The 20,110-nt window shown below is 76.4% G+C and carries 15 protein-coding genes and 1 pseudogene; 9 read left to right on the plus strand and 7 right to left on the minus strand.

What is annotated here, in order from left to right:
- The first annotated feature begins 9 nt into the window (after positions 1 to 9).
- Positions 10 to 2,160 (plus strand): RecQ family ATP-dependent DNA helicase, encoded by a 2,151-nt coding sequence (locus tag HDA31_RS01870; protein WP_178066480.1) that lies wholly within the window; start codon positions 10 to 12, stop codon positions 2,158 to 2,160.
- A gap of 149 nt (positions 2,161 to 2,309) precedes the next feature.
- Entirely contained in the window at positions 2,310 to 3,266 is a 957-nt protein-coding gene (locus HDA31_RS01875) for a DUF8832 domain-containing protein (protein WP_178066479.1), read from the plus strand.
- Between the two features lie 148 nt (positions 3,267 to 3,414).
- Here HDA31_RS01875 and HDA31_RS01880 read toward each other — a convergent pair whose 3' ends face one another.
- On the minus strand, positions 3,415 to 3,831 hold the full coding sequence (locus HDA31_RS01880; protein WP_043965390.1) for a helix-turn-helix transcriptional regulator: 417 nt from the start codon (positions 3,829 to 3,831) through the stop codon (positions 3,415 to 3,417).
- A gap of 274 nt (positions 3,832 to 4,105) precedes the next feature.
- Between HDA31_RS01880 and HDA31_RS01885 the strand changes: the two genes are divergently transcribed.
- Complete coding sequence (locus HDA31_RS01885) at positions 4,106 to 4,567, plus strand: hypothetical protein (RefSeq protein WP_178066478.1); 462 nt, start codon at positions 4,106 to 4,108, stop codon at positions 4,565 to 4,567.
- Between the two features lie 144 nt (positions 4,568 to 4,711).
- Here HDA31_RS01885 and HDA31_RS01890 read toward each other — a convergent pair whose 3' ends face one another.
- From HDA31_RS01890 to HDA31_RS01905, 4 genes are all read right to left on the minus strand, one after another.
- A complete protein-coding gene (locus HDA31_RS01890; protein ID WP_178066477.1) occupies positions 4,712 to 5,866 on the minus strand; it encodes a class I SAM-dependent methyltransferase in 1,155 nt (384 codons plus the stop codon).
- A 160-nt stretch (positions 5,867 to 6,026) separates the two neighbouring features.
- The gene (locus HDA31_RS01895; protein ID WP_178066476.1) at positions 6,027 to 7,691 is read right to left on the minus strand and encodes a DEAD/DEAH box helicase; all 1,665 of its coding nucleotides are present in this window, start codon (positions 7,689 to 7,691) and stop codon (positions 6,027 to 6,029) included.
- 384 nt (positions 7,692 to 8,075) lie between these two features.
- Entirely contained in the window at positions 8,076 to 8,303 is a 228-nt protein-coding gene (locus HDA31_RS01900; protein ID WP_007073114.1) for a DUF3107 domain-containing protein, read from the minus strand.
- Between the two features lie 65 nt (positions 8,304 to 8,368).
- On the minus strand, positions 8,369 to 9,007 hold the full coding sequence (locus tag HDA31_RS01905) for a TetR/AcrR family transcriptional regulator (protein ID WP_074472473.1): 639 nt from the start codon (positions 9,005 to 9,007) through the stop codon (positions 8,369 to 8,371).
- Between the two features lie 1,305 nt (positions 9,008 to 10,312).
- On the opposite strand from HDA31_RS01905, the pseudogene HDA31_RS01910 reads away from it, so the two are divergent.
- The 6 genes and pseudogenes from HDA31_RS01910 to HDA31_RS01935 all read left to right on the plus strand — a co-directional run.
- Positions 10,313 to 12,016, plus strand: a pseudogene (locus HDA31_RS01910) (hypothetical protein); the annotation flags it as partial.
- Positions 12,017 to 12,141: 125 nt separating this feature from the next.
- Positions 12,142 to 13,116, plus strand: coding sequence for an alpha/beta fold hydrolase (locus HDA31_RS01915; RefSeq protein ID WP_178066475.1), 975 nt, complete (start codon positions 12,142 to 12,144; stop codon positions 13,114 to 13,116).
- 5 nt (positions 13,117 to 13,121) lie between these two features.
- Entirely contained in the window at positions 13,122 to 14,054 is a 933-nt protein-coding gene (locus HDA31_RS01920; protein ID WP_376701353.1) for a DUF3152 domain-containing protein, read from the plus strand.
- Positions 14,055 to 14,189: 135 nt separating this feature from the next.
- The gene (locus tag HDA31_RS01925; protein WP_178066474.1) at positions 14,190 to 15,095 is read left to right on the plus strand and encodes a DUF3152 domain-containing protein; all 906 of its coding nucleotides are present in this window, start codon (positions 14,190 to 14,192) and stop codon (positions 15,093 to 15,095) included.
- 40 nt (positions 15,096 to 15,135) lie between these two features.
- The gene (moeZ, locus tag HDA31_RS01930) at positions 15,136 to 16,383 is read left to right on the plus strand and encodes an adenylyltransferase/sulfurtransferase MoeZ (protein ID WP_176734760.1); all 1,248 of its coding nucleotides are present in this window, start codon (positions 15,136 to 15,138) and stop codon (positions 16,381 to 16,383) included.
- A gap of 201 nt (positions 16,384 to 16,584) precedes the next feature.
- Positions 16,585 to 17,547 carry a prenyltransferase/squalene oxidase repeat-containing protein gene (locus HDA31_RS01935; protein ID WP_178066473.1) on the plus strand — a complete coding sequence of 321 codons (963 nt, stop codon included), beginning with the start codon at positions 16,585 to 16,587 and terminating at the stop codon, positions 17,545 to 17,547.
- Between the two features lie 90 nt (positions 17,548 to 17,637).
- Here the strand turns inward: HDA31_RS01935 and HDA31_RS01940 are convergent, their stop codons facing one another.
- On the minus strand, positions 17,638 to 18,882 hold the full coding sequence (locus HDA31_RS01940) for a glutamate-5-semialdehyde dehydrogenase (RefSeq protein ID WP_074472479.1): 1,245 nt from the start codon (positions 18,880 to 18,882) through the stop codon (positions 17,638 to 17,640).
- A gap of 69 nt (positions 18,883 to 18,951) precedes the next feature.
- Complete coding sequence (proB, locus tag HDA31_RS01945) at positions 18,952 to 20,109, minus strand: glutamate 5-kinase (protein WP_178066472.1); 1,158 nt, start codon at positions 20,107 to 20,109, stop codon at positions 18,952 to 18,954.
- Position 20,110 lies beyond the last annotated feature (1 nt).

Consider the following 20,110-nt stretch of genomic DNA (forward strand, 5'->3'; position numbering starts at 1 on the left):
GAATGGGGGGTGGATCAGCAGGGGCGGGTGCGGGAGCGGGCCGAGGCGGTGCTGCGCCGGTTGGCCGGCGAGCACGCCCGGCTGCGGGAGGACCAGTGGCGGGCCATCGAGGCGCTGGTGGTGGACCGGCGTCGGGTGCTCTGCGTGCAGCGCACCGGGTGGGGCAAGTCGGCCGTCTACTTCGTGGCCACCGCCCTGCTGCGCGACCGCGACGCCGAGACGACGCCCGTCGGTGCAGGAGCCGCCGTCGTCGGGCCGACGGTGATCGTGTCGCCGCTGCTGGCGCTCATGCGCAACCAGGTGGAGGCCGCCGCCCGCGCCGGCATCCGGGCCCGCACCATCAACTCGGCCAACCTCGACGAGTGGGACGCGGTCACCGCCGAGATCCACGACGGCGCGGTGGACGTGCTGCTGATCAGCCCCGAGCGGCTCAACAACCCCGACTTCCGGGACGCGGTGCTGCCTCAGCTGGCCGCGACCACCGGGCTGCTCGTCGTCGACGAGGCGCACTGCGTCTCCGACTGGGGGCACGACTTCCGCCCCGACTACCGGCGACTGCGCACGTTCCTGGCGAACCTGCCGGAGCGTACGCCGGTGCTCGCCACCACGGCCACCGCGAACGCCCGCGTCACCGCCGACGTCGCCGAACAGCTCGGCGACGCGCTGGTGCTGCGCGGCACGCTGGACCGGGAGTCCCTGCGCCTCGGGGTGCTCGACCTGCCCAGCCCCGCGCACCGGCTCGGCTGGCTCGCCGACCACCTGGACCAACTGCCCGGCTCCGGGATCGTCTACACGCTGACCGTGGCGGCGGCCGGCGAGACCGCCGAGTTCCTGCGCTCCCGGGGCTACCCGGTCGCCTCCTACACCGGCCAGGCCGAGGACGCCGACCGGCGGGCCGCCGAGCAGGACCTGCTCGACAACAAGATCAAGGCGCTGGTGGCCACGTCGGCGCTGGGCATGGGTTTCGACAAGCCCGACCTCGGCTTCGTGGTGCACCTCGGCGCGCCGCCGTCGCCGATCGCCTACTACCAGCAGGTCGGCCGCGCCGGGCGCGCCGTCGAGCACGCCGAGGTGCTGCTGCTGCCCGGCGCGGAGGACGCGGCCATCTGGCGCTACTTCGCCTCGCTGGCGTTCCCGCCCGAGGAGCAGGTGCGCGCCGTGCTGGCCGCCCTGCACACCGACCGGCCGCTGTCCACCCAGGCCCTCGAACCGATCGTCGACCTGCGCCGGGCCCGCCTCGAACTGATGCTCAAGGTGCTCGACGTGGACGGCGCGGTCCGTCGGGTGCGCGGGGGCTGGCTCGCCACGGGCGAGCCCTGGGTCTACGACGGGGCCCGGCTGCGCCGCGTCGCCGAGGCGCGCACCGCCGAGCAGCGGGCCATGCGCGCGTACGCGACGACGCCCGGCTGCCGCCTGCGGTACCTACGGGAGTGCCTCGACGACGCCGGGGCCGGCGACTGCGGCCGGTGCGACCGGTGCGCGGGCCCGCTGTTCGCCGCCGACGTGTCCTCGCCGGCGCTGGGCGCGGCCCAGGGGTTCCTCGGCCGCCCCGGCGTGGACGTCCCGCCGAAGAAGCTGTGGCCGACGGGGCTGGACGCGGTGGGCGTACCCCTGAAGGGCCGGATCCCCCCGGCGGAGCAGGCGCTGGCCGGGCGGGCCGTGGGGCGGCTGTCGGACCTGGGCTGGGGCGGCCGGCTGCGGGAGCTGGTCGGCCCCGGCGCGGCCGACCGGCCGGTCCCCGACGACGTGGTCGGCGCGGTCGTCGAGGTGCTCAAGGCGTGGGCGCACGGCGACGACCCGTGGCCGCGCCGCCCGGTCGGCGTGGTCGCGGTCGGCTCCCGGCGGCGGCCGGAGCTGGTCGGCTCGCTCGCGGAGCGGATCGCCGCGGTGGGCCGGCTGCCGCTGCTCGGCGTGGTCGTGCCCACGGGCGCCGCCGGCCCGGACGGCCCGCGCGGCAACAGCGCCCAGCGGGTACGCGCGCTGCACGACGCCTTCGCCCTGCCGGACGGGCTGGCCGACACGCTCGCCGGGCTGGACGGGCCGGTGCTGCTCGTCGACGACCTGGTCGACACGGGCTGGACGGTGACGATGGTGGCCCGGCTGCTGCGCCGGGCCGGCGCACCCGACGTGCTCCCCCTGGCGCTGGCCGTCGCCGGCTGACGGGTGCAAGGAAGGGCCCCCTGTTAACGCATTCTGTTGTACAGGGGGCCCCTGCAAACAAAAGTTCCCGGGGGCGGCGGATTGCGACCAGTGCCACGCCGCGCCGTCGCTGACCAGGCCGGGCGGGCCCCGGCGGTACGGTGGGCCGCATGACCGAGCAGCTTCCCGACGGCGGGGAGCCGCAGCAGCCCGGGGCGCTGGTCGACCGGGGCACGCTGCGGCTCGCGTCGGTCGTCGGCGGGCTGGTGCTCGCGGTCCTGCTCGGGTTCGGCCTCGGTCGGCTCAACCCGCCCCCGGCGGCCGGCGGCTACGCGTCGACGCCGGCCGGCGCGGACCACACGCACGCGCCCGGCACCGGGGAGCACGACCACGGCGGCACCGCCGACGGGAGCGACCCGACGGGCGTCGGGGGCCTCGCGGTCAGCTCCGGCGGCTGGACGCTGACCCCGCTGGCGGCCGACCTCGCCGCCGGGCGGGCCGGCGAGTTCCGGTTCCAGATCCGGGACGCCGAGGGGCGGCCGGTGACCCGCTTCGCGGTCGTGCACGACAAGCCGATGCACATGATCGTGGTGCGCCGCGACCTCACCGGCTACCAGCACCTGCACCCGACGATGGCCCCGGACGGCACCTGGTCGGTCCCGCTGACCCTGCCGCAGCCGGGCGTCTGGCGGGCGTACGCCGACTTCACGCTGGTCACCGACGACGGCGGGCAGAGCGCCCGGACGCTGGGCACCGACCTGGCCGTCCCGGGGGAGTACGCTCCCCGGCCGCTGCCGGCGGCGGCCCGTGCCGCGACCGTGGACGGCTTCGCGGTGAGCTGGTCCGGCGAGCCCGGGATCGGCCTCACCCGGCCGCTGCGGTTCGAGGTGCGCGCCGCCGACGGCACCGCCGCGCCGCTTGAGCGCTACCTGGGCGCGTACGGGCACCTGGTGGCGTTGCGCGAGGGCGACCTGGGCTACCTGCACGTGCACCCGGAGGCGGGGCCGCCGACGGCGGGGGTGAGCTTCCAGGTGACCGTGCCGGGGCCGGGCCGTTACCGGCTCTTCCTCGACTTCCAGGTGGCCGGCGTGGTGCGGACGGCCGAGTTCACCCTGGCCGTGCCCTGACCTACAGGGCTGAGTGGCCCGCCACGGTCGGAGGACCCGCCACGGTCGGAGGACCCGCCACGGTCGGAGGACCCGCCACGGTCGGAGGACCCGCCACGGTCGGGGCGGTTCAGCCGGCGCGAAGGCCGGGCGGCTCAGCCGGGGCGGTTCAGCCGGCGCGGCGGACCGGGCGGCGGGCCAGGTAGCGGAGCAGGTCGCGGATGTGGTGCTTCTCCTCGGCCGGCACGGCCGGGTCGGCCAGCCGCTGGAGGATGACCCGGACGTCGGCCTCGACCGGCCCCTCGTCGCCGCGTCGCCGGGGGACGGGCCCCGAGTCGGGCAGCCCGAGGGCCCGGAAGGCCGCCGTCACGGGCAGGTCGAGCGCGGCGCAGAAGCCGCGCACCTTCGCCAGCTCGGGGTAGTCCTGCCAGTCGCCGGCGAGCCAGCGGAAGACGGTGGACCGGCCCACCCCGGTGTGCGACGCCAGGTCGCTGACGGTCCAGCCCCGTTCCTCGCGGGCGTCGTCGATGGCGCGTCGCACGAAACGCGCGAACGCCATCTGCGGCGAAACCTCTGGCGAAGCCATTCCTGCGCGGTCTTCCTTCGGGCCGGAGCAAGGGGCGGTGCCCCCTGAGGGTAGTCCCACAGATGGCGGAAGCAAGCGTTTGCTCGCCCCCTTCGTCCCGATCGGTGCCTTCCCGGGGCGGCTACCTGCGAATATCCCTCATGTTCTTTCCCGCCGAATGGGAACGTTCCCACGGGAAGCGTATCGGTCCCTGCGGCTGATTGCCGTACGTCAACTAAGCTCGATGCTCATCCGCCCACCGCCCGTGGCCGTGGGTGAACCGATGAGGAGCAGCATGAGCGAGCCGAGCCGTCCGGTGCCGCACCGTCCGGGTGCGGTGAGTCTCTTCTTCGTCGCCAAGGCCGGCGTGTTCGCCGCCGGCTTCTGGTGCTGGCTGCTCGTCCTGGTGTCGCACGCCGAGCGGGTGACCGGGGCGCACGTCCTGGCCGCCACGGGCGCGGTCACCACGACACTGGTCGGCGTGGTGCTCGGCGTGCGCCTGGCCCTGCAACGCAACGCGGCGGTGCGGCACGCCGAGCTCAAGCGGCTGCTGGTCGACATCTCCTGGAACGCCTTCGCCGCCGCCGGCAACGCGGAGACCCCGGCGAAGGTGGTGCCGTTCCCGACCCTGGCACCGGACGTCGAGCGGCCGGGCGGCCGGGGACGCGGCGACCGGTTCTCGGCCTTCGACCGCAGCGCCGGCAACGAGCGGGCCCAGGGGCGGGACCGGGGCGGCAGCGGCGACCGCCGCCGCTGAGCGGACCGGCGCGAGCCGGGCCCCTGGCCCGACCCGGCGCGGCCCGGCGATACAGCGAGGGCCAGCCCGGCGGGACAGCAGAGCCGGCCCGGTGCCACAGCCAGGGCGGCCCGGCGCACAGACGCAGCCGGGGGCCGGGCCGGGTCAGCCGGTCGGCGGCGTGGCGAGCAGCGCCTCCAGGCGCGGGGTCACCTGCCACTGGTCGACCAGCGCCCGGTACTCGGCGCGCTGCTCGGCCGTCGGCGGCCCGCCCGCCCGCCGCGCCCGGATCAGCAGGTTGCGGGGCGTGTGCCGGGAGTCGACGAACTCGACCACCTCGGTCCGGTACCCGTGCAGCCGCAGCAGCGCGGCCCGCAGCGAGTCGGTCAGCACGTCCGCGAAGCGCTCGCGCAGGATGCCCTGCCGGGTCAGCAGGTCGTACGGGGCCGGGGCCGGACGGGCCCGTAGCTGGGCGGCGAGGTCGTGGTGGCAGCACGGCGCGGCGAGCACCCAGCGGGCGTCCCAACGCACCGCCCGGGCCAGCGCCTCGTCGGTGGCGGTGTCGCAGGCGTGCAGGGCCAGCACCAGGTCGGGAGCGGGGTCGACCACCGCGTCGGCGATCGTGCCGGCCACGAAGGTCACCCGGTCGACCCAGCCGAGCCGCCCGGCCAGCTCGGTGTTGCGTTGCCGCTGGTCCTCCCGCACGTCGACGCCGACCAGCCGCACGTCCAGCCCCCGCTGGTCGAGATACCGGTACGCGGCGAAGGTCAGGTACGCGTTGCCGCAGCCCAGGTCGACCACCCGCAGCGGCCCGGTGAGGTCGTCCGGCAGCGTGGCGGCCAGCGCCCGCAGGAACGCGTCCACCTGTCGGCGCTTGGCCGCCGATCCGCCGATCTCGGCGAAGATCGGGTCGCCCGGGTCGAGCAGCCACTCCTTGGCCCGGTCGTGCCCGACCGGCTCGGCGGCGGGCCGGTCGGCGGCGGCCCGGTGCACCTGCGCCTCGCCGGACTTGGTCACCCGGAGCTGGAGCGTCACGTCGGTCGTCTCCACGTGCCAGTTGCCGAACGGCTCGGCCAGCAGGGCGTCCACGGCCGCGCCGGCCTCCGCGCCGGGCGCGAGGTTGCGGGTGTACGGGCGGGCCCCGTCGGAGGTGGCGATCTGCAACCTCGGGCCCGCCTTGAGGGCGACGGGGCGCAGCTCGGCGCGGACCACCGAGGGGCGGTGCCCCTTGCGGCGGCCGGCGGCGACGGCCCGGGTCAGCGCGGGGTCGAGCAACAGGGCCCGGACCTCGGTCAGGGCGGCGTCCAGGGGTTCGGGCATCTCTCCATCTTCCTCGCCGGGATCGTCTCGGGCGCGGCGGGCGGTGCTCTCGGCGGGACGTGGGGTGTGCCGAGCCGCCCCGCCCGGTCGGCCTGCTCCGGAATGCGACATCCCCCGCTCCGGCGGGGCCGGGCGGGGGATGTCGACGGTCGCGCGTGGGTCAGTCGGCGGTCGCCTCGGCGGGCGTACCCGGGCCGGAACCGCCACCCCGGCGGCGTCGGCGGCGGCGCTTGGCCGGGTCGCCGTCGGCCCCCGCCGCAGCGGCGGCGGGCTCGGCGCCGGACGGCTCGGCGGCGACCACCGCGGTCGGCTCGCCGGCCACGACCTCGCCGGCCCGGCGGCGACGCCGGCGGCGCGGGGTGCGGGCCTCGCCCTCGGCGGCCTGCTCGGCCGGGCCATCGGCGGCGTCGCCGTCGGGCCGGCCCCGGCGGCGCTCGCCGCGCCCACGGGACTCGCCCCGCTCGCCGCGCCGGGGGCTCCGGCCGCCGGACTCGCCGCGCCGGGACCGGCCGCCGAGGTCCTCCTCGACCTCCGCGGACAGCCCGGCCCGGGTCCGCTCCGCCGTCGGCAGGGTGCCGGTGACGTCGCGGGAGATGGCCAGGTCGGTGTAGAGGTGCGGCGACGTGTGGTACGTCTCCGGCGGCTCCGGCATCTCCAGCCCGAGCGTCTTGTCGATGATCCGCCAGCGGGGCATGTCGTCCCAGTCGACGAAGGTCACCGCGACGCCCGTGGCGCCGGCCCGGCCGGTGCGGCCGATCCGGTGGGTGTAGGTGTCCTGGTCCTCGGGGCAGTCGTAGTTGATGACGTGCGTGACGCCGCTGACGTCCAGGCCCCGGGCGGCCACGTCGGTGGCGACCAGGATGTCGATCTTGCCGGCCCGGAACGCGCGCAACGCCCGCTCCCGGGCGCCCTGGCCCAGGTCGCCGTGTACGGCGGCCACGGCGAAGCCGCGGAAGTCGAGATCCTCGGCGACCCGGTCGGCGGCCCGCTTGGTGCGGGTGAAGATCATGGTGAGGCCGCGCCCCTCCGCCTGGAGGATGCGGGCCACGATCTCGATCTTGTTCATCGAGTGGGTGCGGTAGACCAGCTGCTCGGTCTGCGGCGACGGCCCGGTCTCGGCGGTGTGCCCGGCGTGGATCGTCATCGGCTGGCGCAGGAAGCGCCGGGACAGGGTGACGATCGGGTCCGGCATGGTGGCCGAGAAGAGCATCGTCTGCCGGTCCTCCGGCAGCATCGCGAGGATCTTCTCGACGTCGTCGAGGAAGCCCAGGTCGAGCATCCGGTCGGCCTCGTCGAGCACCAGCGCGCGCACCCGGTCGAGGCGCAGGTGCTTCTGCTTCTGCAGGTCCATCAGCCGGCCCGGCGTGCCGACCAGGATCTCGACGCCCTTGCGCAGCGCGTCGATCTGCGGCTCGTACGCCACGCCGCCGTAGATCGGCAGCACCCGGACGCCCCGGGTGCGCCCGGCGGCGGCCAGGTCCTTGGCGACCTGGATGCCCAGCTCGCGGGTGGGGACGACGACGAGGGCCTGCGGCACGCCGTCGCCGCCCTCGGCCGGGGCGAAGACGCGCTCCAGCAGCGGCACGCCGAAGCCGAGGGTCTTGCCGGTGCCGGTCGGTGCCTGGCCGATCATGTCGACGCCGCGCAGCGCGATCGGGATCGCGTACTCCTGGATGGCGAAGGCGCGGGTGATGCCGGCTGCGGCCAGCGCCTCGACGGTCTCCGGTCGGGCGCCGAGCTCGGCGAAGGTGGGTGCCTCCGGGCGGACCGGGGCGGTCGGTGCCAGCTCCTGGCCGGCTGTGGGATCGAAGATCTGATCGCTCATATGGATTTGGGGGTGCCCTCTCGTGGTGCGCCCCTCAGGTCCTCAGGGCGCGGACGGTAGTGCGCGGGCCACACGGTCGGGGGCGAGATCGCCGAGCCGGACCGGGCCGCACGCGCGCCGTGGTGCAGGGCTTCGGGTCGGATCGACCCTTCGCCGGATCAGCGCCCACGGCAACTGCCCCATACTACCTGAGCCGCCCCGGTGTCGTCCCTGTTCAGGGCAGGGTATCCACAGTTGGGGTCGGTGATTGTGACTTGGGTCACATGAATGCCACCCGATTGCGCCCCGTTGCGCCGCGTTCGGGACGGGGTGGGCGGGCCCGGCCGGCCGACCTGCGCGGTCGGGCCGGCCAGCGCCGCTGGCCGCCGGTCTCCCGCAGGGAGCTCAGCGGACGGTGAAACCGACCGCCCGGGGCGACGCCTCGGCGATCTCGACGTAGGCGACCTTGTTGACCGGCACGATGACCCGCCGGCCCTTCTCGTCGGTCAGGGAGAGCGTCCCCTCGTCCTTCGCGAAGGCGTCGGTCACGATCTGCTCGATCTCGGCCGGCGACTGCGCGCTCTCCAGAACCAGCTCGCGCGGCGCGTACTGCACGCCGATCTTGACCTCCACGGTGCCTCCTCAACTGGGGCGAAAAAGCCGCCGTGGGAAGGCTATCCGATCTCACGGCCGGATGTTCAGGCTGACTCACCCTGCAACGGGAAGCTGGCGATGCCCCGCCAGGACAGCGCCGCCACGAGCGCCTCGGCCTCGGCCTTCGGCACCTGCCGGCCCCCGGCCAGCCAGAACTGCGCGGCCGTCTCCGCCGCGCCGACCAGGCCGGAGGCGAGCAGCTCGGCGTGCGCCCGGCTCACCCCCGTGTCGGAGATGATCGTGTCGGTGATCGCGGCGATGCAGCCCTGCTCCACCCGCTCCACCCGCTGCCGCACGGCCGGGTCGTTGCGCAGGTCGGACTCGAAGACCAGGCGGAACGCCTCGCTCTCGTGGTCGACGAAGTCGAAGTATGCGCGAACCGACGCGCCGACGCGCTCCTTGTTGTCGTTGGTGCCCCGCATCGCGTCGTGCACCTTCGCCACGATCGCGTCACAGTGCGTGTCCAGCAGCGCCAGGTAGAGCTCCATCTTGCCCGGGAAGTGCTGGTAGAGCACCGGCTTGGAAACCCCCGCCCGCTCGGCGATGTCGTCCATCGCGGCGGCGTGGTAGCCCTGCGCGACGAACACCTCCTGCGCCGCCGCGAGCAGCTGCTTGCGCCGCGCGGAGCGGGGCAAACGCGTGGGCCGGCCGGCGGTCTGGGCACCGTTCCCCACAGCCGTCATGGGAACCTCCGAAACTGGTCGTACGAGCCGGCATATCGCCCGAACCGGTCGGGGTCGACGAACCCCGCGCGGAATTGGCCCGCCGCTGTAACTTATCGCCACTGTCACCACACGGTAGCCTCAGCGGGGGCGACCAAGGAGCGCGCGGTGAGTGAAGCAGGGCAACCCGGTGCCGCCACCCCGGGAGAGCACGGCGACGGCACGGGTCAGCAGGACGACCTCGCCCGTTCCGTCAGCGGGTGGGCGCCCTCGGCGACCGGCTGGTCCGGTGGCGGCGACGCCGGCGCGTCGCGGGAGGCGTCGTCCGGCTGGGGCCGAGCCGAGCCGGCGTCCGGCTGGGGCGCCTCGTCGCCCCGCCACGGCGACCTGCCGGCCCCCCTGCCCGGCCCGGCGACCCGGGGTGAGCCCGCGACCCGGGTCAACGGCCACCCGCACGTCAACGGCGTGAGCCACCCCGGCGACGAGTCGCGCCCGGGCCGCCCCACGCCGGTCAGCGCGCCGCCGCACGCCGAGGGCGCCGGCTGGGAGCCCGACGACGACCGGCTGGCCGTCCCCGCGCAGCGCCCGGCCTCCGCCCTGGAGCGGTCGGCCCCGGCGCGCGGCGGCGACCCCGACCCCGCCGCCCGGCACTCCTCCGACGACCAGCCGGTCTCCCGCCTGGGTCACCGGCCGGACGACGACGCCCCGGCGTCCGCGCCCCCCGCCGGTCAGGCCCCACCGGCCGACCCCGGCTTCGACGCGGCGCGCGGCTTCCCCGCCGACCGCGCCGCCCCCGATCACGGCGCGACCGCCGGCGGGCCGTACGACTGGGCCCACCGGTTCCCGCCCGAGGACGACGACCCGCGCGGCTACCCGGCGGCCGAGTCCGGTCGCGGCGGCCATCCCGGCGAACCGGGTCGTGGCGGCTATCCCGGCGAGCCCGACCGCGGGCCCGACCGGGGGCGCGACGAGACCGCCGCGCCGCCCCCGCCGGGCTGGGCCGGCCCCGACTGGAACCGCCCGAGCTGGGGCGGGGGGTGGGCCCCGCCGTGGTCCCGCGACCAGGGCGAGCCGGTCGCCCGCCGCCTGCGCGACGACGAGGGCGAGCCCGCCCGCCGGTCCCGCGACGACGGACCGGCCGGGCGTCGCCTGCGCGCCGACGAGGACACCGCCGACCGCCGCGCCGGCGTCGACGAGCTGGCCGGGCGTCGGGCCCGCGCGGAGGCCGAGCCGAACGGCCCGGCGCGCCCGGAGGCCGAGGAGGCCGGTCCGCCGTCGCGCGAGGGCCGGGCGGCCGACTGGGCCCCCCCGGCCGGTCGGGGCCACCCGCCGGAGCCGGTCCACCCCTACGCCGCCGAGCCGACCCGGCCCTACGAGCCGGTCCGCGCCGAGCCGGTCCGGCCGTACCAGCCGGTCCGCGCCGAGCCGGTCCGGCCGTACGAGGTGCCCCGTCCCGGGTCCGAGCCGCGTGCCGGGGCCGAGCCGACCACCCGACCCGCCCCGGAGCCGGCCGAGCGCCCCGCCTGGGCCGGTGCCCACCCGGCGTCCGCCCCGCCCGCCGGCGGGCCCGGGACCTCGTCCGCCGCAGCCGTCGACCCGGCCGAGGTCCGGGCCGCCGCCGCCCGGCCCTTCCGGCTCCGTCCGGTCCCCGAGGACGCCCCGCCCACCGACGCGCCCGGCCGACCGCCGACCGCCACCGGCGCCGGACCGACCGCCGCGCCCGCCACGAGCGGGATCGGCCGGCTGGTCCGCACCCCGCCCGCGCCCGCCCCGGCGAGCGCACCCCCGTACGCGGCCCGCCGATCCGCACCCGACCCGGTGAACCCGGCCGCCCCGGCCGACGGGGGCCGGCAGCCGGACCGCACGGCGGTGCTGCCGCAGCGCGTCCCCGCCGAACCGGACGTGCCCGTCGTGCCGGAGCCGCCAGCCGTGGAGCCCCCCGCAGAGACCCCGGAGCTCGCCCGCACCGCCACCCACCTTCGTCGCGACGACGAGCCCGCCCCGCCGCAAGAGCGGCCCGAGGGGTTCGACGTCAACGCCATCCTCGACGCCGTGCGCGGTGTCGCCGGGGTGCGGGACGCGGCCCTGCGCCGCACCCCGGCCGGCGCGCACAGCCTGCGGCTCGACCTCGCCGACGGCGCCGACCCCGCCGAGGTGAGCCGCCAGGTGGCCCGTCTGCTCCAGGATCGGATGGGGCTGGCCGCCGCCCCGCAGGACGCCGCGGGACCACCGGGCGCCCCGCCCCCGCCCGTGCGTCGCCGCTCCGCCGAGGCGCGCCCCGACCTGCGGGGCGCCGCCCCCCGGCCCCCCGAGCGGCGGCCCGCCGACCCCCGGGCAGTCGACCCCCGGGCCGCCGGCCGGCTGCCCGAGGGCCGACCGTCCGCCGACGCGCCGCCGCCCCGGCTCGACCGCCGGGCCGACCCGGCGGGGGAGCCGCCGCGCCGGCGTCGCCAGGCGACCACGCACCGGGGCCGGGCCGCCGTGGAGGAGCCGGGCCAGGTCAGCGCCGCCCCCGCCGGGCTCGCGACCGGCAGCCCGGCGACGCTCGGCTCCTCGTACTCCGGTGGGCAGATGACCACGACGGAGACCGCGCCCTCGCGACCGCTGGACACCGGCGGCGCGCCGGGGCCCCGCGTGGTGATCGACCACGTCCAGGTGAGCACGTTCGGCCTCGACGCGAACGTCGAGGTCCGCCTCCTCGCCGACCGGGAGACCGCATCCGGTTACGCGACCGGGCCCGCCGTCGACGGCTACGTGCTGCGGCTCTGCGCCGTCGCCGCCGCGGCGGCGGTGGACCAGCTGCTGCGCGGCGGCGAGCAGGAGCCCGACCGGGGCCGGTGCTTCGTCGAGCACGCGGCGGTGGTGCCGTTCGGCAACTGCGAGGTGGCCACGGTCGTGGTGCTGCTCGTCTGCGACGGCTGGGTCGAGCAGCTCGCCGGCTCGGCGCTGGTGGCCGGCGACCCCCGGCAGGCCGTCGTCCGGGCCACCCTGGCGGCCGTCAACCGCCGCCTGGAGGCGCTGCTCGCGTGAGCCGCCGGGCCGGGCGCGCCCGACGCGGCTCCCGGTGCGGGGCCGGCCGGCGGTCCGGCGTGGCCGTCGCCGGCCGGTGGGCGCAACGCGGGCGGGACGCGGCGGGCGCGGGCAGACTTGGTGCCATGAAAGCCGCCATCCTCGGGCCGGACCACCACCTGCCCCCGCACGGCACCCCGCCGCCGTGGCCCGGTCGGGAGGTACGCCTCGACGGCACCGTCACCTACGTCCGAGACACCCCGGCCACCGCCGCCGCGGCGGAGCCGGCGCTCTACGTCCACGGCCTCGGCGGGTCGTCGCAGAACTGGACCGACCTGGCCGGGCTGCTCGCCGACCGGCTCGACGGCCAGGCCATCGACCTGCCGGGATTCGGGCACAGCGAGCCGAGCCGGCGCTACACCGTCCCCGCGTTCGCCGAGCACGTGGTCCGCTGGATCGAGCACTCCGGCCGGGGGCCGGTGCACCTGCTCGGCAACTCGCTGGGCGGGGCGATCTCGGTGCGGGTCGCCGCGCTGCGCCCGGACCTGGTACGCACGCTGACCCTGATCTCCCCGGCGCTGCCCTTCCTGGACTTCCGCCGCTCGTTGCAGGGCCGGATGCTGCCGCTGCTGGCCGTCCCGCGCGGGGAGCGGCTCGTCGGCTGGCAACTGGCCCGGCTGGATCCGGAGGTGATGGCGCAGCAGGTGCTGGAGTCCTGCGTGGCCGACCTGACCCGGATCAGCGAGCAGCGCCGGCGGGAGGCGTTGGAGGAGATCCTGCTGCGCTACCAGGCCGCGCACTACGCCTCCGTGTACGTGCGTACCTTCCGCGGCCTGGTCTCCAGCTTCCTGCGTTCGTACCTGCGGGGGCCGGAGTCGCTGTGGCGGCTCGCGGCGGCGGTGCGGGTGCCGACGCTGGTGATCGGCGGGTCCGAGGACCGGCTGGTCGACGTGCGGGTGGCCCCGCAGGCCGCCCGGGTGATCCCGGACAGTCGGCTGCTGATGCTGCGCGGCGTCGGGCACGTGGCCCAGCTGGAGGTGCCCCGCACGGTGGCCCGCGCGGTGCTCGGTCTGCTCGACGAAGTGGCGAACCCCGTGACGGTCCGTGACGTGGCATCCTGACCGGGATGCCCGGATTCCTGCCTCGTCGCGCTTCCCGCCCGAATTCCCCCGCAACCCCGCCCGCCCGCCGGTGGGCCCTGCTGTCGGCCGCCGCCCTCGCCGGGTGCGTCCTGGCCGGCGCGGTCCTGCTGACGGCCCGGCCCCCGACCGGCGGGCCCCCGACCGAGGTCGAGGCGCTGGCCGTGGACCAGGCCGCCCGCACACCGGCCCCGCCGGGCGGCGCGGCCCCGGCCCCGGCGTCGCCGGGCCCCGGCGGCCCTTCGGCGGTGGCGTTCGGCGGCTCCCCGCCCGTCGACCCCGGCGCCCCGCCGGCCCCCGGGGCGTCCCCGGTGCTGCGGATCCCGGGCCCCGTGCCGTCGGCCGGCCGGGGTGGCTTCCGGTACGACGACCGCCCCGGCGCGGTGCTCGGCGCGGCCGGCGCGCTGCGCCGCTACCGGGTGGCGGTGGAACGGGAGGCGGGCGAGGACGCGGGCGACTTCGGCACGGCGGTGCAGGAGGCGCTGGCGGGGCCGGGAAGCTGGGTGGACAGCGGCCGGCTGCGGCTGCAACGGGTGCCCGGCACGGCCCGGCACGACTTCACGGTCTACCTGGCCACGGCCGGCACGGCGGCGCGGATGTGCGCGGCCGGCGGGGTCGACATCCGGGTGGGCGGGCGGCCGTACACCTCCTGCCGCGCGCCCGGGAAAGTGATCATCAATCTGGACCGGTGGCGGCTGTCGGTGCCGCACTTCGTCGCGGCCGGGGTGCCGCTGGCGGTCTACCGGACGTACGTGGTGAACCACGAGGTCGGGCACCAGTTGGGCCACGGCCACGAGCGCTGCCCGAAGCCGGGCCGGCCGGCGCCCGTGATGATGCAGCAGACCCTCTTCCTCAAGGGCTGCGTGGCGAACCCGTGGCCGTACCGGGACGGCCGCCGCTACGCCGGCCCGCCGCTGTGACCGGGGGCCTGCCACGGTGATCGGGTTGGCTCCCGTCGCTGCGGCCGGGGCGGGGCGCGCGGAAAAGGCGAGGGCTTCTCGCACTGCTAGCGGCAAAAGCGCAGTTGGGCGCGATTTGTCTGTCAGGCTGACGGGGTGACTTCCCTCTCCCCGTCCGGGGCGTACCGCCCCCGGCGGCCGGGTCGCCCGGGCCCCCGTACGGCGCTCGGCGGCCTGTCCGCCCTGGCGGCCGTCGCCGCCGCCGTGCTCCTGGTCCTCGGCGCGGTGCCGCCGACCGGGCCGGCGCAACCCGGCGGGGCGGGGGCCGGCGCGGGCGACCGCAGCGTCGGGGCCGCGCCGGGCGACCGGGCCGACCAGGACGGTCGGGCCGGGCGGGCCGAGCAGGGGCGGTCGGGCGACTGGCCGACCAGCGGACCCGGCCGGTTCGTGGCCGCCGCGGGCGGGTCCCCGGTCCGGGGCGCGGGCGGGCCGGTGCGCCGTTACCGGGTGCTTGTCGAGCGGGACACCGGCCAGGACGCGGACGCGTTCGCCGAGGCGGTCGACGAGGCGCTGGGCGACCCGCGCAGCTGGACCGCCTCGGGCGAGGTGCGGCTGCAACGGGTGGCCGGGCCCGCCGCTCCCGCCGGCCCGGAAGCCGCCGCCGCCCCCTCCGCCCCCGGTGTCTCCGGTGTGTCCGCACCCGAGGTGGACTTCACCGTCTACCTGGCCACCCCCGTCACCTCGGAGCGGATGTGCGCGCTCGGCGGGCTCCGCACCGAGCGGTACACCTCCTGCCGTCTGCCCGGGCAGGTGATCATCAACCTGGCCCGGTGGATGGAGGCGGTTCCGGACTACGGCGCCCCACTGGACGCCTACCGCACGTACGTGGTCAACCACGAGGTCGGGCACGAGCTCGGCGAGCTGCACGAGGCGTGCCCGGGGCCGGGCGAGCCCGCGCCGGTGATGCAGCAGCAGACGTACGGCCTCGACGGCTGCGTCGCGAACCCCTGGCCCTACCTCGACGGCAGGCGGTACGCGGGGGAGCAGGTCCCGGGCACCTGAGATATTCCCGCTCCCGCATGTCGGGCGGGTGTCCCTGCTCATGGCCGACCGGCGCTCCGGCGAGCGACAATGGCTCGTCACCCACGCCGATCCCGGGGAGTCCACCGTGTCGTTGCCCCCGCTCGTCGAACCCGCCGCCGAGCTGACCGTTGACGAGATCCGCCGCTACTCGCGCCACCTGATCATCCCCGACGTCGGGGTCGAGGGGCAGAAGCGGCTGAAGAACGCCCGGGTGCTCTGTGTGGGCGCCGGCGGTCTCGGCTCGCCGGCCCTGCTCTACCTGGCCGCGGCGGGCGTCGGGACGCTCGGCATCATCGACTTCGACACCGTCGACGAGTCCAACCTCCAGCGGCAGGTCATCCACGGCGTCTCCGACGTCGGCCGGTCCAAGGCCGAGTCCGCCGCCGCGTCGATCCGGGAGATCAACCCGCTGGTCACCGTGGAGATCCACAACACGGCGCTGGACCGGGACAACGTGCGGGAGATCTTTTCCGGCTACGACCTGATCGTCGACGGCACCGACAACTTCGCCACCCGCTACATGGTCAACGACGCGGCGGTGCTGCTCGGCAAGCCGTACGTCTGGGGGTCGATCTACCGGTTCGACGGCCAGGCGTCGGTGTTCTGGGCCGAGCACGGCCCCTGCTACCGCTGCCTCTACCCGGAGCCCCCGCCGCCCGGCATGGTCCCCTCCTGCGCCGAGGGCGGCGTGCTCGGCGTGCTCTGCGCGTCGATCGGCTCGATCCAGGTCAACGAGGCGATCAAGCTGCTCGCCGGCATCGGTGAGCCGCTGGTCGGCCGGCTGATGGTCTACGACGCCCTGGAGATGAGCTACCGCAAGATCAAGGTTCGGAAGGACCCGAACTGCGTGCTCTGCGGCGAGAACCCGACGGTCACCGACCTGCTGGAGGACTACGAGGACTTCTGTGGCGCGGTCTCCGAGGAGGCCCAGGAGGCGGTGGTCGACGCGACGATCACCGCAGCCGAGCTCAAGGAGTGGCAGGACGCCGGCAAGGACATCTTCCTCGTCGACGTCCGCGAGCCCGCCGAGTACGAGATCGTCCGGATCCCCGGCTCGACGCTCATCCCCAAGGGCGAGATCATCTCCGGCGAGGCGCTGGCGAAGCTGCCGCAGGACAAGCAGATCGTGCTGCACTGCAAGTCCGGCGTCCGCTCCGCCGAGGCGCTCGCCGCGCTCAAGGCGGCCGGCTTCCGCGACGCGGTACACGTCCAGGGCGGCGTCCTGTCCTGGATCAAGCAGATCGACCCCTCGCTGCCGGCGTACTGACCGCGGCCACCGCGGGCGGCGCCCGCGCTGGCGGTGCAAGGAAGGGCCCCTTCTTAACGCTTACGGCAGAGAAGGGGCCCCTTCTCACATCCGCGCGCCCACCGTTCACATCTGCTCGCCCACCGTTGGCACCTGCTCGCCCAGTGTCGCCCGGCCGACCATCCGAGGTGGGATCGCGTTTGCGTCGGTAGCGTTCCTGCCGTGGTCGACTTGGACGCCGCGATCGGGTTCGTGGTGGCGCACGGTGACGCGGTGGAACGGGCCCGGCTGTCCTGGCTGCGGGCCGGTGCGACACCGTCGCCGGAGTTGCTCGACAGCGCCGAGGTGGGGCAGACGCCCACCGGCGGCTGGCCCGCCGTGTGGGGCACCGACCTCGCCTCGGTCGACGCCACCTGCTTCCGCCTCGCCGAGCTGGACGACCTCGGCGCGCTCGGCCGGCCCGCCGCCCGCCGGGCGCTGGACTGGCTCGCGTCCCGGCAGCAGGCCGACGGCGGCTGGGAGGAGGACGCCGCCCTCGCCGACGACGCTCCCTGGTGGGCCCGGCCCGGCGACCCCGAGGCGCGGCTGTACCTGACCGCCACCGTCACCTTCTGGCTCACCGTCGCCGACCTGGACGCGGCGCGGGCCGCCGCGCCGCCCGGCCGCTGGTCGACGCACCCGCCCGACCCCCGCTGGTCGGCTCATCCGCCTGACCCCCGCTGGCCGGCCGGCCCGCCCGACCAGGCGACCGGCAGCCCGCATGCCGGCAACCAGCTCGCCGGCAACCAGCTCGCCGGCAACCAGCTCGCCGGCGACGCGTACGCCGGTGCCGTGCAGGCCGGCGTCCGGGCCCTCGCCGGGCAGCTCCAGCCGGACGGCACCTTCCCGTCGTACCTGGCCGTCGGCTGGCTGAGCGCGGCGGTCTTCCACCAGCAGGAGCTGTTCTACGAGTCGGCCCGGATCCAGGTGGTGCTGGCCGACCGGATGCCGAAGCTCTCCCCGGCCAACGCGGCGTCGCTGGCGGCCGCCCTGCGCCGGGTCGGCGTCGACGAGCAGCACTGGACGCTGGTCGCGGCCCGCCGCCGGCTGACCGAGACCCAGCGCAGCGACGGCGGCTGGGAGAGCGACGACGGCCACCAGTTCGACGTGCACACCACCCTGGCGGCGATCCGCGCCTGCCGCTGACCGGCACCACCGCCGCCTCAGCCCCGCCCAGCGGGGTGAGAAGAGAACCCCTCTCTACCGTATGCGTTAACAGGGGGCCCCTCCTTACACCTACCCCCGCAGGTGGCCGTCGCCCGTCACGACGTACTTGGTGCTGGTCAGCTCCGGCAGGCCCATCGGCCCCCGGGCGTGCAGCTTCTGCGTCGAGATGCCGATCTCCGCGCCGAAGCCGAACTCGCCGCCGTCGGTGAACCGGGTCGAGGCGTTGACCATCACCGCCGCGGCGTCGACCCGGGCCACGAACTCGCGGGCCGCCGACTGGGAGTCGGTGACGATCGCCTCGGTGTGCCCCGTGCCGTACCGGCGGATGTGCGCCACCGCCGCGTCGAGCGAGTCGACGACGGCGACGGAGATGTCGGCCGAAAGGTATTCCGTGGCGAAGTCCTCGTCGGTCGCCGGCACCACCGCCGACGAGTACGCGGCGACCTCCGGCGAGCCGTGCACCGTCACCCCGGCCTCGGCGAACGCGGCCAGCACCGCCGGCAGGAACGCGTCCGCGACCGAGGCGTGCACCAGCAGCGACTCGGCGGTGTTGCAGGTCGACAGGCGCTGGGTCTTCGCGTTCAGGGTGATCGCGACGGCCTTGGCGAGGTCGGCGGCGGCGTCGACGTACACGTGGCAGTTGCCCACCCCCGTCTCGATCACCGGCACCGTCGACTCCTCGACGACGGTGCGGATCAGCGACGCCCCGCCGCGCGGGATCAGCACGTCGACCAGGCCGCGCGCCCGCATCAGCTCCTTGACCGAGTCGCGGGAGCTGGCGTCGAGGAGCTGCACGGCGTCCGCCGGCAGGCCCGCGTCGGCGATCGCGTCGCGCAGCACCGCGACCAGGGCCGCGTTGGAGTGCGCCGCCGAGCCGGAGCCGCGCAGCAGCGCCGCGTTGCCCGACTTCAGGCAGATCCCGGCGGCGTCGACGGTCACGTTGGGGCGGGCCTCGTAGATGATCCCGACCACCCCGAACGGCACCCGGACCTGCCGCAGCTCCAGCCCGTTGGGCAGGGTCGAGCCGCGGACCACCTCGCCGACCGGGTCGGGCAGCGCGGCCATCTCGCGCAGCGCGTCGGCGATGCCCGCCACCCGGCCCGCGTCGAGGGCGAGCCGGTCCAGGATGGCCGCGCTCAGCCCGGCCTCCCGCCCGGCCGCCAGGTCCGCCGCGTTCGCGGTCACGATCTCGGCGGTACGCGCGACCAGCGCGTCGGCCATCGCCACCAGCGCGGCGTCCTTGGTGGTACGCGTGGCGACCGCCAGGGCCTCCGCCGCGCCCCGGGCCCGCCTGGCCTGCTCGACGACGCTCATCCAGCTCACTCCTCACGGTGTTAGGAAGGGACCCTTTTACAACAGAATGCGTTAACAGGGGGCCCCTGCTTACAGCAGCACCAGGTCGTCGCGGTGGACGACCTCACGTTCGTACGCCGGCCCGAGCGCCGCCGCCAGCTCGCCCGTCGAGCGGCCGAGCAGCCCGGGCAGCTCCACGGCGTCGTAGTTGACCAGCCCCCGGGCCACCGGCGCGCCCCCCGCGTCGACCAGGTCGACGGGGTCGCCGGCGGTGAACGCCCCGTCGACGGCGGTGATCCCGGCCGGCAGCAGCGACTTGCGCCGCCCCACCACGGCGGCCACCGCGCCCGCGTCGAGGTGCAGCCGGCCGCGCGGGGTGGTGGCGTGGGCGAGCCAGAACAGCCGGGCGGTCGGGCGTCTGCGCTCGGCGTGGAACAGGGTGCCGACCTCCTCGCCAGCCAGCGCGGCGGCGGCCAGTCCGGCGGCGGTGAGCACCACGGGGATGCCGAAGCCGGTGGCGATCCGGGCCGCCTCGACCTTGGTGACCATGCCGCCGGTGCCGACGCCGGCCCGCCCGGCCCCGCCGATCTGCACGCCGGCCAGGTCGTGTTCGTCGTGGACGTCGGTGATCCGGGTCGACCCGGGGCGGGCCGGGTCGCCGGTCCACAGGGCGTCGACGTCGGAGAGCAGGACCAGCAGCTCGGCGTGGACGAGGGCGGCGACGAGGGCGGCGAGCCGGTCGTTGTCGCCGAAGCGGATCTCCTCGGTGGCGACGGTGTCGTTCTCGTTGACGATCGGCACGGCCCGCAGGTCGAGCAGCTTGCGCAGCGTCCGGTACGCGTTGCGGTAGTGCGCCCGCCGGGTCACGTCGTCGACGGTGAGCAGCACCTGCCCGACGGTGAGGTGGTGCCGGGCGAAGCCGGCCGCGTACCGGCCGATCAGCAGGCCCTGGCCGACGCTGGCGGCGGCCTGCTGGGTGGCCAGGTCGCGCGGGCGGCGGCTGAGCCCGAGCGGGGCGAGCCCGGCGGCGATCGCGCCGGAGGAGACCAGCACCACCTCGCGGCCGTCGGCGGCGAGCCGGGCGAGGGTGTCGACGAGCGCGTCGACGCGGGCGTCGTCGAGGCCCCCGGACGCGGTGGTCAGCGAGGACGAGCCGATCTTGACGACGACCCGCCGGGCCGAGGTGACTGCGAGACGCACCCGCCCATTCTGCGCGGTCGGGTCGGCGGGCCCCGGCGGCGTTCCCATA

It is taken from the genome of Micromonospora carbonacea (assembly GCF_014205165.1).
Taxonomy (GTDB): domain Bacteria; phylum Actinomycetota; class Actinomycetes; order Mycobacteriales; family Micromonosporaceae; genus Micromonospora; species Micromonospora carbonacea.